A 15,113-nucleotide genomic window follows, 5' to 3' on the forward strand; every position below is an offset into this window, starting at 1 on the left:
ATGTTAACTTCAGCGGTTACGCTCGCACAGGAAGAAAACTTCAACAATCCAATTATAACAGATAAATACACTGCGGATCCTGCTGCTTTGGTTTATAAGGATTCGGTTTACATCTATGCTGGTCACGATCAGGCGCCAGATGATAGAGATCGTTACGAAATGCACGAGTGGTTGGTTTATAGCTCGGCCGATATGGTGAATTGGAAGGAACATCCTGTACCATTAAAACCAACAGATTTTGAATGGGCAACCGGCGCAGCCTGGGCCGCTCAGGTTATCGAAAGAGATGGTAAATTTTACTGGTATGTAACCGTACAGCACGACGAAACACATCACGGGAAAGCAATTGGTGTAGCGGTTTCAGATTCACCAACAGGGCCTTTTAAAGATGCTCGCGGTAGCGCAATGATCACTAACGATATGACAACCGAATATACAGGGATTTCCTGGGATGATATCGATCCAACCGTTTGGATCGAGGATAATGGCGATGCGTATATGTATTGGGGAAATACTCAGTTATATTGGGTGAAATTGAAGGATAATATGATCGAATTTGAAGGTGAAATTCAAACGGTAGATCTTCCGCATTTTACCGAGGCTCCCTGGATTCATAAAAAAGATGACTGGTATTATCTTTCGTATGCTTATAAATTTCCGGAGAAAACAGCTTACGCGATGAGTAAGTCTATCGAAGGGCCATGGGAATATAAAGGCATTTTAAACGAAGTTGCCGGTAATTCTAATACCAATCACCAATCGATCATCGAATTTAAAGACAAATGGTATTTTATTTATCATAACGGAAGCATTCCAACGCACGGCGGTAGTTTTAGACGTTCGGTTTGTATCGATCGTTTGTATTATAACGAAGATAATACTTTAAAGAGAGTGATCATGACTTCAGAAGGAATACAGGAATAATGAAAGCTTCAAAATATCTAATATTGTCCATTTTGCTGAATAGTTTTTTATTCTGTTCAGCACAAGAAAGAGTAACACCAACCGAGGAAACGATTGTTCACGATCCGGTCGCAATTCAGGCTAACGGAAAATATTATATGTTCTGCACGGGTAGGGGAATTTCAATGTTTTCTTCGGAAGATCTTAAAGAATGGAAACATGAAGCTCCTGTTTTTGCTGAGAAGCCAGCGTGGACAGACGATGTGGTTCCAGATTTTGGAAATCATATCTGGGCACCTGATATTACTAAATTTGATGGTAAATTTTATTTGTACTATTCAGTTTCAGCATTTGCGAAAAACACTTCAGCAATAGGATTGGTAACCAATGAAACTTTAGATGTAGATAGTCCTAATTATAAATGGGAAGATCAAGGGATTGTTGTTCAGTCTATACCTAACCGTGACTTATGGAACGCCATCGATCCTAATCTTATTTTTGATGAAGAAGGAACACCTTGGTTAAGTTTTGGTTCGTTCTGGGAAGGGTTGAAATTGGTTAAATTAAGCCCCGATTTAAAATCGATTGCGCAACCACAGGAATGGGAAACGATTGCCAGAAGAGAACGCTCTTTCAAGATCGCCGATAGTAATCCTGGAGATGCTGCTTTAGAAGCACCATTTATTTTCAAAAAAGGAGATTGGTATTACCTGTTTATTTCCTGGGATCTATGTTGCAGAGGAGAAGATAGTACTTATAAAGTTGTTGTAGGTCGTTCAAAATCTGTAAAAGGTCCGTTTTTAGATAAATCTGGCAAATCTTTATTTAATGGTGGCGGAAGTTTGGTTGTAGAAGGAAATGAAAATTGGTATGGCGCCGGTCACAACAGTGTTTACTCTTTCGATGGTAAAGACTATATGTTTTTTCATGCTTATGATGCTGAAGATGGTGCAAAACCCAAACTTAAGATTAAAGAACTAAGTTGGGAAAACGGATGGCCAAAACAGCTAAAATTGAAATAAAAAACTCACACGTAAAATCAACAATATGAAGTTCAAATCATTATTAAATATGGTTTTAGTGGCACTTTCTATTTTCGGAATGGCCAGCTATTCGCAGATACATGCGCAGGAAACATCTGAAGGTGAAAATTTTGTTAGATCTAATGATCCAATCGTGCTTCAACGTGCAGATCCTTTTATCTATAAGCATACAGATGGTTACTACTATTTTACTGGCTCTGTACCTACTTACGATGCTATTGAAATTAGACGAGCAAAAACCATAGAAGGTTTGCAGGACGCTAAGCCTGTTCGAGTTTGGGAAAAGCACGAAAGTGGTCCTATGAGTAGGCATATCTGGGCACCAGAAATTCATTTTCTGGATGGAGAATGGTACGTATATTTTGCGGGAAGCGAAGAAAGCGACATTTGGAAGTTAAGACCTTATGTTATTAAATGTTCAGGACAGGATCCATTAGAAGACGATTGGATCGAACTTGGACAAATGCAGGCTGCCGATAATGATCCCAAAAGTTTTACCGATTTCTCTTTAGACGGAACGGTATTCGAACATAACGGAAAGCGCTATTTCTGTTGGGCTGAAAAAACCGGCGGGCAGTTCGCGGCTTCAAATTTATATTTAGCTGAAATGGAATCTCCAATTAAACTTAAGACCGTTCAGTTTATGTTAACTACGCCAGATTACGATTGGGAGCGTATCGATTTTTGGGTGAATGAAGGTCCTGCTGTGATCAAGAACGATGGTAAGATATTTATCACTTTTTCGGCCAGTGCTACCGGTGCCTGTTATAGTATGGGAATCATGGAAGCCGATGCAGATGCCGATCTATTGGATAGGAATTCATGGACAAAATCCAGATATCCGGTTTTAAAAACAAATGAAGAAAAAGATATTTATGGGCCAGGTCACAATTCTTTTACTGTAGATGAAAATGGCGACCCATTAATGATCTATCATGCCAGGGAATACGAAAAGGCAGTTGGTGATCCTAAAATGGTTCCAGAATCAGATAAAAGATCACTTGAAGAAATAAAAGCAGATCCTTTATATGATCCTAATCGACACGCTAGGTTGATGGAAGTAAAATTTGATGAAAATGGGAGACCTGTTTTTGAATTCTACTAACATGATTAACGATATAAATGAATAAAATGGGGATTTAGAATTAAGGATGTAAAAGCCTGTTCTAGATCCCCTTTTTGTTTAGCCTTATTGAGAATGAGGTAAATTTTAAGTATTGAAAAACGCTAAAATTGAAGCCTTGTTCATTTTAAGAATAAAAATTAAAGAAATCTTAAAATTATAAGTGTTTTTATTACACTTAATAAAAACAAATTTATATATTTGTTTCAGACTAAAAGTTAGAATACATGGAAACATATGTAATAGGACTTGATTACGGGACAGATTCGGTAAGAGCTGTACTTGTAGATACCACTAGTGGAAAGGAGCTTGCTTCAGATACATTTTGGTATCCTCGTTGGAAAAAACAGCTTTACTGTGATGCTGGTCTCAATCGATTTCGGCAACATCCTTTAGATCATATTGAAGGTCTGGAGAAAACAATAAAAGGAGTTATTGAAAAAAGCGGAGTTAATGGCGAAGCTGTTAAAGGTATTTGTATAGATACTACAGGTTCTTCACCCGTTCCGGTAACCAAAGATGGTACTCCTTTGGCTCTTGTAGATGGATTTACAGATAATCCAAATGCAATGATGATTTTATGGAAAGACCACACAGCAATTAAAGAAGCTAATGAGATCAACGAGTTGGCAGAAACCTGGGGCGGTGAAAACTATACCAAATACGAAGGGGGAATTTATTCTTCAGAGTGGTTTTGGGCAAAAATAACACATATTGTTCGTGAGGATGAAGCGGTAAAAAATGCTGCTTATTCCTGGATGGAGCATTGTGATATTATGACCTATCTTCTAATCGAAGATACAGATTTGGCTTCTTTTAAAAGAAGTCGATGTGGTGCAGGACATAAAGCCATGTGGCACGAAAGCTGGGGCGGTTTACCTTCAGAAGAATTTCTAGGAAAATTACACCCATATTGTGCAGATCTAAGATCAAAATTATACAACGAAACTTATACATCAGATGAAGTTGCAGGTAAGATCAGTAAAGAATGGGCTTCTAAACTAGGCCTTTCTGAAGATACTGTTATTGCCGTTGGAACATTTGATGCGCATTCTGGAGCTGTAGGAGCTAAAGTAGAGGAGCATGCACTGGTACGTGTTATGGGAACTTCAACTTGTGATATTATTGTTTCTCCTTATGATGTAGTAGGTGATAATACGGTAAGAGGAATTTGCGGACAGGTAGATGGTTCTGTAATTCCTGGAATGGTTGGCTTAGAAGCAGGACAATCTGCGTTTGGAGATGTACTGGCCTGGTTTAAAAATGTGCTTTCCTGGCCTTTAAATCATTTAGTATACAATTCTGAAGTACTTTCCGAAGAACAAATAGCGGCATTAAAAGAAGAAGTAGATAAAAAATTCATCAAAGAACTTGCTGCAGAAGCTGAAGCTTTAGAACTTAACGAAAGTATCCCCGTAGCTTTAGATTGGATTAACGGTCGCCGTACTCCAGATGCAAATCAGGAGTTAAAAAGTGCAATTAGCAATCTTTCTTTAGGAAGTAAAGCTCCGCATATTTTCAAAGCTCTTGTGAATGCTATCTGTTTTGGTGCTAAGGAAATTGTAGATCGTTTTAAAGAAGAAGGTGTCGAAATTAAGACAGTAATTGGTATTGGTGGTGTGGCAAGAAAATCTGCTTATATCATGCAAACTCTTGCAAACACTTTAAACATGCCAATTAAAGTTGCTGCTTCAGATGAAGCACCAGCCTTAGGATCTGCAGTTTATGCTGCAGTTGCTGCCGGAATTTATGAAGACGTAATCACCGCCAGTAAAACTTTAGGTAGTGATTTCGAAGCCGAATATTATCCACAACCAGAAATGGTAGGAGAGTTTGAAAAGCAAATGGCTGCGTATAAAGAATTAAGTCATTTTGTTGAAGAAAGCATAACTAAAAAATAATAGATCATGAGTTCTAAATATCAATCTTTAAAAGAGGAATGTTATGAGGCAAATATGCAGCTTGATGCATTAGATCTTGTAATTTATACCTTCGGAAATGTAAGTGCAGTAGACCGTAAAGAAGGAGTTTTTGCTATAAAACCCAGCGGTGTGCCTTATGCCGAATTAAAGCCTGAAGATATCGTGATCCTTGATTTTGATAATAATGTTATCGAAGGAACCATGCGACCATCTTCAGATACAAAAACACATGCATATTTATACAAAAACTGGGAAAATATTGGGGGAATTGCTCACACCCATGCAACATATTCTGTAGCGTGGGCCCAGTCCCAGTTAGATATTCCAATTTTTGGAACTACCCATGCCGATCATTTAACGGCAGATATTCCTTGTGCGCCTCCAATGAAAGATGAGCTTATTGCAGGTAACTACGAATATAATACTGGTATCCAAATCCTGGATTGCTTCAAGGAAAAAGGTTTGTCTTACGAAGAGGTACAGATGATCCTTATTGGTAACCATGGCCCTTTTACCTGGGGACCAACTGCTGCTAAAGCGGTTTACAATAGCAAAGTTCTAGAAGAAGTAGGCAGAATGGCTTATTTAACTTTACAGATTAATCCGAATGCACCTAGATTAAAAGATTCTTTAATTAAAAAACATTATGAGCGTAAGCACGGTAAAAATGCGTATTACGGTCAAAATTAATAACCTTAACAAATTATCCAATGATTGCTATAGAGAGTAAAGAAATCTGGTTTATTACAGGAAGCCAGCATTTATACGGACCTGAAACTTTAGAGCAGGTTGCTAAAAACTCAAAAGAGATTGTAGAAGGCTTAGATGCTTCTGCAGAAATTCCGGTTAAATTAGTTTACAAAGACACAGTAAAAACTGAAGATGAGATCGCTGCTGTAATGCGCGAAGCGAATAATTCAGAAAAATGTATTGGTCTTGTTGCCTGGATGCATACTTTTTCTCCAGCTAAGATGTGGATAAAAGGTTTAACATTACTAGGTAAACCAATTTGCCATTTACACACTCAGTTTAATGCTGAAGTGCCTTGGAGCGATATCGATATGGACTTTATGAATCTTAACCAATCTGCTCATGGAGATCGTGAGTTTGGATTTATGATGTCTAGAATGCGTAAAAAACGTAAAGTTATCGTTGGGCACTGGAAAAGTGACAGAGTACAAAAGAAACTTGGTATCTGGTCTCGTGTAGCTTTAGGCTGGGACGAAATGCAAAATCTAAAAGTTGCACGTATTGGTGATAATATGCGTAATGTAGCGGTAACCGAAGGTGATAAGGTTGAAGCTCAAATGAAATTTGGAGTAGCCGTTAACGCTTATGATTCTTCAGATGTTGTAGCTAAAATTAACGAAGTTACAGAGGATGAGCTAAATAAATTACTTGATACCTATGCTACCGATTATAATCTTACCGATAGTTTAAAAGAAGGCGGAGAAAAAAGACAATCTTTGATCGATGCTGCAAAGATCGAATTAGGTTTACGTAAATTCTTAGATGAAGGTGGTTTTAAAGCTTTTACAGATACCTTTGAGAATCTTGGCGAATTAAAGCAATTACCAGGTCTTGCTGTACAACGTTTAATGGCAGATGGGTATGGATTTGGTGGAGAAGGAGACTGGAAAACAGCTGCTTTAACTAGAGTGATGAAAGTAATGGCTTACGGCCTAGAAGGTGGAACATCTTTTATGGAAGATTACACTTATCACTTTACTCCAGAGAAATCTTTAGTAATGGGTTCTCATATGCTGGAAATTTGTCCTAGTATTGCAGATGATAAACCTTCTTGTGAGGTGCATCCTTTGGGAATTGGTGGAAAAGAAGATCCTGTTCGTTTAGTGTTTAATTCTCCTGTTGGAGCAGCAATTAATGCTACCTGGATAGATATGGGTAATCGTTTTAGACTTATCGTTAACGAAGTCGAGGCTGTTGCACCAGAAAAAGAATTACCTAATTTACCTGTTGCCAGAGTACTTTGGGACTGTAAACCAGATCTTGAGGTTGCCGCTACAGCGTGGATCTTAGCAGGTGGTGCTCACCATACTGTTTATACGCAGGCGTTAACTACAGAATATATGGAAGATTTTGCCGATATTGCAGGTGTAGAGCTTCTTGTAATAGATCAGGATACTAAAGTAAGAGACTTTAAAGATACTATAAATGCCAACGAGGCATATTATCACCTCTTTCAACATAAAATGTAATAGTACACTTAAATTATGAAAAAAATAAAGCATACGGTTTATTTCCTATGCCTTTTCAGTTTTCTGTTTTCCCTTACTAACTGTAAGGGAGACGGGAAGTCTGATAAGGAAAAAGAGGAGGTAGCCAAAACCGAATCCGAAATCGATTTCTTGACCAAAGAAGATTACGGTACTACCGCTGAAGGGGAAAAGGTAGAACAATACACTTTAACCAATGAAGCAGGTATGGAAGTAAAGATCATTACTTACGGTGGTCGTATTACTTCATTAAAAGCACCAGATAAAAATGACGAATTTGAGGATGTGATCTTAGGCTTCGATTCTCTAAGCCAGTATACTTCAGATCATCCATATTTTGGAGCATTAATTGGACGGTTTGGTAATAGAATTGCCGGCGGTAAATTCAGTTTAGATGGGGAAGAATATCAACTTCCGCAGAATGATGGAGAAAACTCTCTTCACGGGGGTTATCAAGGATTCGATAAAGTGATCTGGACTGCTGAAGTTCCATCAGATAGCACATCATTGGTATTAACTTACCAGAGTAAAGATAATGAGATGGGATATCCAGGAAATCTTGATGTAAAGGTAACTTATACTTTAAATGAGGATAATTCTTTAGATGTCGAATATGAAGCTGAAACAGATAAGAAAACGATCGTTAATCTTACGCAACATTCTTATTTCAATTTAACAGGAGACTTCAGTAAAACGATCTTAGATCATGAGGTAGTTTTAAATGCCGATGAATTTTTGCCTGTAGATGAAACTTTAATTCCTACTGGTGAATTAAGAAGCGTTGAAGGTACTCCTTTTGATTTTACTGAAGCTAAAAAAGTAGGTAAAGAAATTGAAGCTGAAAATAAACAATTAGAGCTGGGACTTGGTTACGATCACTGTTGGGTATTAAACGATCAAACTGAAGATATGCATTTTGCAGCTTCAGCTTACGATCCAGAGAGTGGACGTTTTCTTGAGGTGTCTACTACAGAACCGGGAATCCAGTTTTATACCGGTAACTTTCTTGATGGAACCTTACCACAGCAAGGTGGAGAAGGTACTTATGCAAAACGTTCTGGTTTTTGCTTAGAAACACAGCATTATCCAGATTCTCCAAATCAGGAAAAATTTCCTTCTGTAGTATTAAATCCAGGAGAGAAATACAGTTCTAAAACTAGTTTTAAATTTTCAGTAAAATAAGAATATGCAAACATTCGATACTTTAGATTGGATCGTTATAGGCGTATTTTGTTTGCTACTTATAGGAGTTATTGTATACGTAGTTAGACAAAAATCTAACGATTCTGCCGATTATTTTTTAGGAGGTAAAGATGCCGGTTGGATTGCCATTGGTACATCGATATTTGCTTCGAACATTGGTTCAGAACATTTAATAGGTCTTGCCGGGGCAGGAGCTTCAAGTGGTATGGCTATGGCGCACTGGGAAATACAGGGTTGGATGATCCTTATTTTGGGTTGGGTTTTCGTACCATTTTATAGCCGAAGTATGGTATATACCATGCCCGAATTTTTAGAAAGAAGATATAATAAGCAGTCGAGGACCATACTTTCTGTGATTTCATTGATTAGTTATGTTTTAACCAAAGTAGCGGTAACAGTTTATGCCGGTGGACTTGTGTTTCAGGAGGTTTTTGGAATAGAAAAATTATGGGGCATCGATTTCTTCTGGATCGCTGCAATAGGCCTTGTTCTAATTACCGCTTTATATACCATTTTTGGAGGTATGAAGTCGGTATTATATACTTCAATACTACAAACACCAATTTTACTATTAGGATCTGCAATTATCGTTGTTCTTGGTCTTAAAGAATTAGGTGGTTGGGATCAAATGATTGCTATAACAAGTTCTGTAGAGGTAAATGATTATGGTGATTCTATGGTGAACTTGATTAGAAGTAATAATGATCCAGATTTTCCTTGGTTAGGTGCTTTAATAGGATCTTCTATTATTGGATTTTGGTACTGGTGTACAGATCAATATATTGTACAACGTGTACTTTCTGGAAAGAACTTAAAGGAATCACGTCGTGGTACTATTTTCGGGGCATACTTAAAACTTTTACCGGTTTTCTTATTCCTTATTCCTGGGATGATCGCGTTTTCAATTCATTATCAGAATATTTCAGCAGGAGGCGAAGGATTTTTACCATTCTTAGACAATGGAGTAGCTAATGCAGATGCCGCTTTCCCAACATTGGTAGCTAAGTTATTACCAGCAGGAGTGAAAGGGCTTGTAGTATGTGGTATTTTAGCGGCTTTAATGAGCTCACTAGCATCATTATTTAATTCTTCAGCAATGTTGTTCACAATCGATTTTTATAAGCGTTTGAAGCCAGAAACACCAGAGAAAAAATTAGTACAAATTGGCCAAATGGCTACACTGGTAATCGTTATACTGGGGATTTTATGGATACCTATTATGCGAAGTGTAGGGGATGTACTTTACACATATTTACAGGATGTACAATCTGTTTTAGCACCGGGTATTGCTGCGGCCTTTTTATTAGGGATTACCTGGAAGCGTACCAGCGCAAAAGGTGGTATGTGGGGATTAATTTCTGGTTTAGTGATTGGTCTTACACGACTAGGAGCAAAAGTTTACTACAGTAATTTTGCCGAGGCGTCAGATTCTATATTTAAATATGTATTTTATGATCTCAACTGGTTATATTTCTGTGGTTGGATGTTCTTATTCTGTATCCTTGTAGTTGTAGGAGTAAGTTTAGCTACTGAGGCTCCAGAAGCCAAAAAAATCAAAGGATTAGTCTTTGGTACAACTACTAAAGAAGATCATGATGAAGACCGTAAGAGTTGGAACAAATGGGATGTTGTTCACTCTGTAATTATATTAGGATTGACAGGTGCTTTTTATTGGTATTTCTGGTAGAAAGAACGAAGTATTATATTAAATAAAAAAGCCGGTAAATAATTTTACCGGCTTTTTTATTGGCACCACCAAAGGGTATAATACCCTGAGGCTTGCATTTAAATTAAAATTTTATTTTCAACGAATGCCTTGTAAGCTTACCTGAAGGTATTTTATTTAAAAACACATAATAGCTAAATGGTTTAATCTAATTTTTTATATTTTGTACGATATTTATCGAATTATGATTTGTTAATTGCAATTAGTGGATTGATTTATAGATTTTTAGATCTCTTAAAAACACTAGCTAAATTGATAAAATGGAAGGAGGTAAAAATGACTATATTGCATCGCATTAAAAAACAGAAAAAGGTTTGTAGAAAATTAGACCTTTTTCTATCGAGTTTTATTATCAAAGAAGTCTTTATGAAGACTTTTTATTTATGAAGCACTTAGATTTTGTAAGTGTGAGTTTTACATCCGGGGAGAAAGGGTAGTGTCTTTCTCCCCAATCTAAGAAATACAGAGTTTTGTGTAATGATTTAAGAATGTCTATTTTTAAAGGCTAAGATAAATGTTCTTATGATCACTGGCGGGGTGAGAGAAAATATTGAAATTTTTAAATGAAAAAAAAGCGTTATTCTTTAAAAGATATAGCCAAAGAATTTGGTGTTTCTTCAACAACCATATCCTTCATATTAAATGGTAAGGCAAAAGAGAAAAGAATTTCAGAAGAGTTAACAAATAAGGTCCTCGACTTTACAACCAAAATAAATTATCGTCCAAATCAATTAGCGCAAAGTTTAAGAACTGGTAAGAGTAAGATCCTTGTTTTCATGGTAGAGGATATTTATTCTAGAGTGGCCAGGATCATTGAAGATATTGCCTACAGGAAAGGATATCGTGTTTTATTTTGTAGCAATGATAATGAGGATAAAAAATCTAAAGAGTTAATCAACCTATTTAGAAACAGGCAGGTAGATGGTTTTATTATTGTACCTTCTCCTGGAATCGAGAATGATATAAAGAATTTAGTTAATGATGGTATCCCGGTAGTTCTATTTGATCGTTATTTTCCTAATCTGAATGTTAGTCATGTTGTAGCAGCAAATAAACAGGCTACTTATACCGCTGCGAATAATTTGATCCAAAATGGATATAAAAAGATCCTTTTCGTTACTACAGATGTAAAGCAAACGCAGATGCTAGATCGACGTTTGGGATATACAAATGCTGTTAAAGAACATGAACTATCACCAAATGTTCTTGAGATCTCTTTTGCTGAAAAAGATAGGGAAAAGCGAAGAAACCTGTTTAGGAATAAGATAAATAATACCGAAGATTTTGATGCGATATTCTTTGCTACGAATTACCTTGCTGTTAGCGCTCTAGAATTGTTACAGGAAGAATATCCAGAATATTTGCAAACTAAAGGCTTCTTTTCTTTTGATGATGATGTTTTGTTTAAATTATTTGATCCTTCTATTTCTGCGATCTCTCAACCTCTGCAGAGAATTGGCGAGCAATTAATGGAATTGATGTTGGAAAAACTGAAGAAAAAAGATGAAGAAGATCTAATTAGAAAGATCGAATTAGATTGTAATATTCAGTATAGAAACAGTTCTTTACCAAAAACTTAAAAAAGCATGCTATATTAGCAAGCAACTATAAGCAAACTAACTAACATGAAAAACAAAAGACATTCTATAAAGGACATTGCGGCTGCCCTAAATGTCTCGGTAACTACGGTATCTTTCGTACTAAATGGTAAAGCAAGAGAAAAGAGAATTTCAGAAGAGGTTACAAAAAAGGTTTTAGATTATGCCAAATCCATCAATTATAAACCTAACCAATTAGCACAAAGTTTAAGGACGGGTAGGAGTAAGATCATTGTGGTAATGGTAGAGGATATTTCAAACTACTTCTTTTCTAAATTAGCCAGGATCATAGAAGATATTGCTTACGATAAGGGATATAAAGTTCTTTTTTGTAGTAATGAAAATAAAGATGAGCGTTCCAGAGATCTCATTAATTTATTTAGAGAACGACAGGTAGATGGTTATATTATTGTTCCATCCCCGGGAATTCAAGATGATATAGCTGAATTAGTTTTAGATGATATTCCAGTAGTACTTTTTGACCGTTATTTTCCAGAAATTGAAACCAATTATGTGATTATTGATAATTCTGAAGCGGTTCATAAAGCTAGTCAGCATTTAGTAAATAACTCCTATAAAAACATAGGATTTGTAACTATCGCATCCAACCAGACGCAGATGGAAGCCAGACAACGTGGTTATCGCGAGGCCATGAAAGCTAACGATTTGAATGAGTTTGTTTTGGAGGTGCCTTTTTACGAGAAAAATATAGAGAAAGTAAAAGAGCTTATAAAAGAATATATAGCAGCACAAGACCTTGATGCCATATTCTTTGCAACAAATTATTTAACGCAAATAGGTTTAGAGGTTATTAGGGAATCATATCCAAAAAAGATCAACGAACTGGGGATTATTACTTTTGATGACAATGATCTTTTCAAAATTTATTTTCCGCCGATTACTGCTGTTTCTCAACCATTGGAGGAAATAGGAGAAGAATTGATGACAACTGTTCTTAAAATGTTAAAAAACGCTTCAGATAAACCTTATAAGAACCAAAAAATCCTTTCTGCATCTTTGATTGAAAGAAATTCATCTTTTCCAAATAAGTCTCGTGCCTAGCTCAGAAGTTTAATATATAAATATATGATTTTTAACCCTGAAAGCTAAAACGTTTTATTTAATCGGTTAAATTATTTCTGATAAGATTGAAAGTATTGCAGATTATGTTCGGTTTAAATATGGTGTAGATAACGAAGGAGCAGGATAGAGCCTACCAGATTATAAACCAGAAAATTCATATAAAAACAGTTATAGAATTACAGCAAGATTCCTGTATTGGTTAACTAAAAAATATGATAAAAAAATTGTTCAGAAATTAGATAAAAACATGCGAAATAAAACCTATTCTGCAGATCTATGGAATCAATATACAGGTAAGTCTTTAGATGAGCTGTGGGCAGAATATAGTGAGTCACCGCAAATAAGTTAAGAAACTATGCAAAGAAGAAAATTTATCCAAAACTCGGCTTTATTTGGGTCGTTAGCAATGATCAATCCAAAAGTATCATTCGCATCCAGCTTAGAAAAATATCCTGTGGTTAGAACACCAAAAGGAGAACGAAATTTTGAAAGTAAGGCAATCGAAAAAGCCATAAAAGAATTTGGCAAAAAAGTAGATGATGAAGAACTGGCCTGGTTATTTAATAACTGTTTTCCAAATACTTTAGATACTACAGTCACCTATACTACAAAAAATGGAAGACCAGATACCTATGTAATTACAGGAGATATCGATGCCATGTGGTTAAGGGATAGTTCTGCACAGGTATGGCCTTATATGGCATTTGCAGATGAGGATAAAGATCTTCAGCATTTAATTGCAGGAGTGATCAATCGCCAAACCCAGTACATTCTAAAAGATCCTTATGCGAACGCTTTTTATGATGATCCTTCAAAAAAAGGGGAGTGGACAACAGATCATACAGATATGAAACCTGGTGTACACGAGCGTAAATGGGAAATAGATTCTTTATGTTATCCAATTCGATTAGGTTATAATTACTGGAAAACTACTGGAGATACGGCACCTTTTGATGCAGAATGGCAAAAAGCGATAAAAGAAATTTTAAAGGTGTTTAAAGATCAGCAAAAAAAGAATGATCGTGGTTCCTATCATTTTCAAAGAGAAACGGCAAAAGCTACAGATACTCGTGCATTGCATGGTTATGGATACCCGGTAAATCCTGTAGGATTAATTTGTTCGGCTTTTAGACCTTCAGATGATGCAACGGTATTTTCATTTTTAATTCCGTCTAACTTTTTTGCAGTAGTGAGTTTAAAACAGGCTGCAGAAATGATGACCGAATTGGCAAATGATAGCCAAACGGCTTCAGAATTATTAAGCCTGGCGAAAGAAGTAGATAGCGCCTTAAAAAAACATGCTATTGTAGAGCATCCAAAATACGGTAAAATCTATGCATTCGAAATCGATGGTTTTGGCAATCATTTATTAATGGACGATGCCAATGTACCTAGCTTGCTTTCTCTTCCATATTTAGATGCCATGCCGGTAGATGATCAGATTTATCAAAATACCAGAGCATTTATCTGGTCTACAGATAATCCGTTTTTCTTTAAAGGAAGCGCTGCAGAAGGTGTTGGTGGGCCACACGTAGGGATGGATATGGTTTGGCCAATGTCTATTACTATGAGAGGTTTAACCAGTACTAGTGATAAAGAAATTAAAGACTGTATTAAAATGCTTAAAGCTACTCATGGCGATACCGGATTTATGCATGAAACTTTTCATAAAGATGATCCTACAAATTTCTCAAGATCATGGTTTGCCTGGGCAAATACACTTTTTGGTGAATTTATCTGGAAAACCTACAAAGAAAGTCCAGAGCTTTTAGGATAAAACTTAAAATTTATACTGAATGAAAGTCTCCCAAAACACCTCAGTACAACTGATAAAATATAGCCTGATATTATCGGTTTTGGCCGTGCAATTTGCTTGTAAATCCAGCACAGGCAAAACTGAGGAGAAAGCAAATCTTACTAGTTATTTAAATCTGGAGGGAACGTAGTGATCCAAACTACTAAAGAATAATTTCGGAGAAAATCATCCTAACCAATCAATCTTCGAAATAACAGGGAACGTCTTGCGTTCCCTGTTTCATTTTATTGGCACAGCCAAAGGGTATAATACTCCGAGGCTTGCCTCGAAATTAAAAAATTGTTTCTAGTGAATGCCACGTGGGCTTGCCCCGTGGTAGTTTACTAAAATCATAATCGATTTTATATAATTTCGGCACATATTTTTAAGTGGATATTCATTATCTTTTCTGTCTAAATTCAGAAAATCAAAATTAAGTTAAAGCCAGGTTTACTAATGTATGTAAACGAAGCAATGATT

Annotated in this window: 11 protein-coding genes and 1 pseudogene; all 12 read left to right on the forward strand. The window is 36.3% G+C overall.

What is annotated here, in order from left to right:
* The 12 genes and pseudogenes from INR75_RS13615 (at position 1) to INR75_RS13670 (ending at position 14,615) form a co-directional block, all read left to right on the forward strand.
* Positions 1-924 (forward strand): glycoside hydrolase family 43 protein, encoded by a 924-nt coding sequence (locus INR75_RS13615; protein WP_370629908.1) that lies wholly within the window; start codon positions 1-3, stop codon positions 922-924.
* Positions 924-1,925, forward strand: a complete 1,002-nt coding sequence (locus tag INR75_RS13620; protein WP_223089200.1) for an arabinan endo-1,5-alpha-L-arabinosidase — start codon at positions 924-926, stop codon at positions 1,923-1,925. The genes INR75_RS13615 and INR75_RS13620 overlap by 1 nt, the downstream gene beginning before the upstream one ends.
* 25 nt (positions 1,926-1,950) lie before the next feature.
* The gene (locus tag INR75_RS13625) at positions 1,951-3,051 is read left to right on the forward strand and encodes a family 43 glycosylhydrolase (RefSeq protein ID WP_092543786.1); all 1,101 of its coding nucleotides are present in this window, start codon (positions 1,951-1,953) and stop codon (positions 3,049-3,051) included.
* Positions 3,052-3,296: 245 nt separating this feature from the next.
* Positions 3,297-4,970 (forward strand): ribulokinase, encoded by a 1,674-nt coding sequence (locus INR75_RS13630; RefSeq protein WP_223089201.1) that lies wholly within the window; start codon positions 3,297-3,299, stop codon positions 4,968-4,970.
* Between the two features lie 6 nt (positions 4,971-4,976).
* Positions 4,977-5,681 (forward strand): L-ribulose-5-phosphate 4-epimerase, encoded by a 705-nt coding sequence (locus tag INR75_RS13635; RefSeq protein WP_223089202.1) that lies wholly within the window; start codon positions 4,977-4,979, stop codon positions 5,679-5,681.
* A gap of 20 nt (positions 5,682-5,701) precedes the next feature.
* Positions 5,702-7,210 carry an L-arabinose isomerase gene (araA, locus tag INR75_RS13640; RefSeq protein WP_223089203.1) on the forward strand — a complete coding sequence of 503 codons (1,509 nt, stop codon included), beginning with the start codon at positions 5,702-5,704 and terminating at the stop codon, positions 7,208-7,210.
* Between the two features lie 15 nt (positions 7,211-7,225).
* Positions 7,226-8,410, forward strand: coding sequence for an aldose epimerase family protein (locus INR75_RS13645; RefSeq protein ID WP_223089204.1), 1,185 nt, complete (start codon positions 7,226-7,228; stop codon positions 8,408-8,410).
* A gap of 4 nt (positions 8,411-8,414) precedes the next feature.
* Positions 8,415-10,118, forward strand: a complete 1,704-nt coding sequence (locus tag INR75_RS13650) for a sodium:solute symporter (RefSeq protein WP_223089205.1) — start codon at positions 8,415-8,417, stop codon at positions 10,116-10,118.
* A 602-nt stretch (positions 10,119-10,720) separates the two neighbouring features.
* Positions 10,721-11,737 carry a LacI family DNA-binding transcriptional regulator gene (locus tag INR75_RS13655; RefSeq protein ID WP_223089206.1) on the forward strand — a complete coding sequence of 339 codons (1,017 nt, stop codon included), beginning with the start codon at positions 10,721-10,723 and terminating at the stop codon, positions 11,735-11,737.
* 45 nt (positions 11,738-11,782) lie between these two features.
* Positions 11,783-12,817 carry a LacI family DNA-binding transcriptional regulator gene (locus INR75_RS13660; protein WP_223089207.1) on the forward strand — a complete coding sequence of 345 codons (1,035 nt, stop codon included), beginning with the start codon at positions 11,783-11,785 and terminating at the stop codon, positions 12,815-12,817.
* A gap of 184 nt (positions 12,818-13,001) precedes the next feature.
* A pseudogene (locus INR75_RS13665) lies at positions 13,002-13,187 on the forward strand (basic secretory protein-like protein); the annotation flags it as partial.
* Between the two features lie 6 nt (positions 13,188-13,193).
* Positions 13,194-14,615: a glycoside hydrolase family 125 protein gene (locus INR75_RS13670; RefSeq protein ID WP_223089208.1), complete on the forward strand. Its 1,422-nt coding sequence runs from the start codon at positions 13,194-13,196 to the stop codon at positions 14,613-14,615.
* Positions 14,616-15,113 lie beyond the last annotated feature (498 nt).

Origin of the sequence: Zunongwangia sp. SCSIO 43204 (genome assembly GCF_019904275.1) — a bacterium.
Lineage (GTDB): Bacteria > Bacteroidota > Bacteroidia > Flavobacteriales > Flavobacteriaceae > Zunongwangia > Zunongwangia mangrovi.

What these genes read in the sequence shown, in the direction of transcription:
- INR75_RS13650 (WP_223089205.1), top strand. Translation starts at nt 8,415, where the DNA reads ATGCAAACATTCGATACTTTAGATTGGATCGTTATAGGCGTATTTTGT.
- INR75_RS13630 (WP_223089201.1), top strand. Translation starts at nt 3,297, where the DNA reads ATGGAAACATATGTAATAGGACTTGATTACGGGACAGATTCGGTAAGA.
- INR75_RS13645 (WP_223089204.1), top strand. Translation starts at nt 7,226, where the DNA reads ATGAAAAAAATAAAGCATACGGTTTATTTCCTATGCCTTTTCAGTTTT.
- INR75_RS13660 (WP_223089207.1), top strand. Translation starts at nt 11,783, where the DNA reads ATGAAAAACAAAAGACATTCTATAAAGGACATTGCGGCTGCCCTAAAT.
- INR75_RS13615 (WP_370629908.1), top strand. Translation starts at nt 1, where the DNA reads ATGTTAACTTCAGCGGTTACGCTCGCACAGGAAGAAAACTTCAACAAT.
- INR75_RS13670 (WP_223089208.1), top strand. Translation starts at nt 13,194, where the DNA reads ATGCAAAGAAGAAAATTTATCCAAAACTCGGCTTTATTTGGGTCGTTA.
- INR75_RS13620 (WP_223089200.1), top strand. Translation starts at nt 924, where the DNA reads ATGAAAGCTTCAAAATATCTAATATTGTCCATTTTGCTGAATAGTTTT.
- INR75_RS13635 (WP_223089202.1), top strand. Translation starts at nt 4,977, where the DNA reads ATGAGTTCTAAATATCAATCTTTAAAAGAGGAATGTTATGAGGCAAAT.
- INR75_RS13625 (WP_092543786.1), top strand. Translation starts at nt 1,951, where the DNA reads ATGAAGTTCAAATCATTATTAAATATGGTTTTAGTGGCACTTTCTATT.
- araA (WP_223089203.1), top strand. Translation starts at nt 5,702, where the DNA reads ATGATTGCTATAGAGAGTAAAGAAATCTGGTTTATTACAGGAAGCCAG.
- INR75_RS13655 (WP_223089206.1), top strand. Translation starts at nt 10,721, where the DNA reads ATGAAAAAAAAGCGTTATTCTTTAAAAGATATAGCCAAAGAATTTGGT.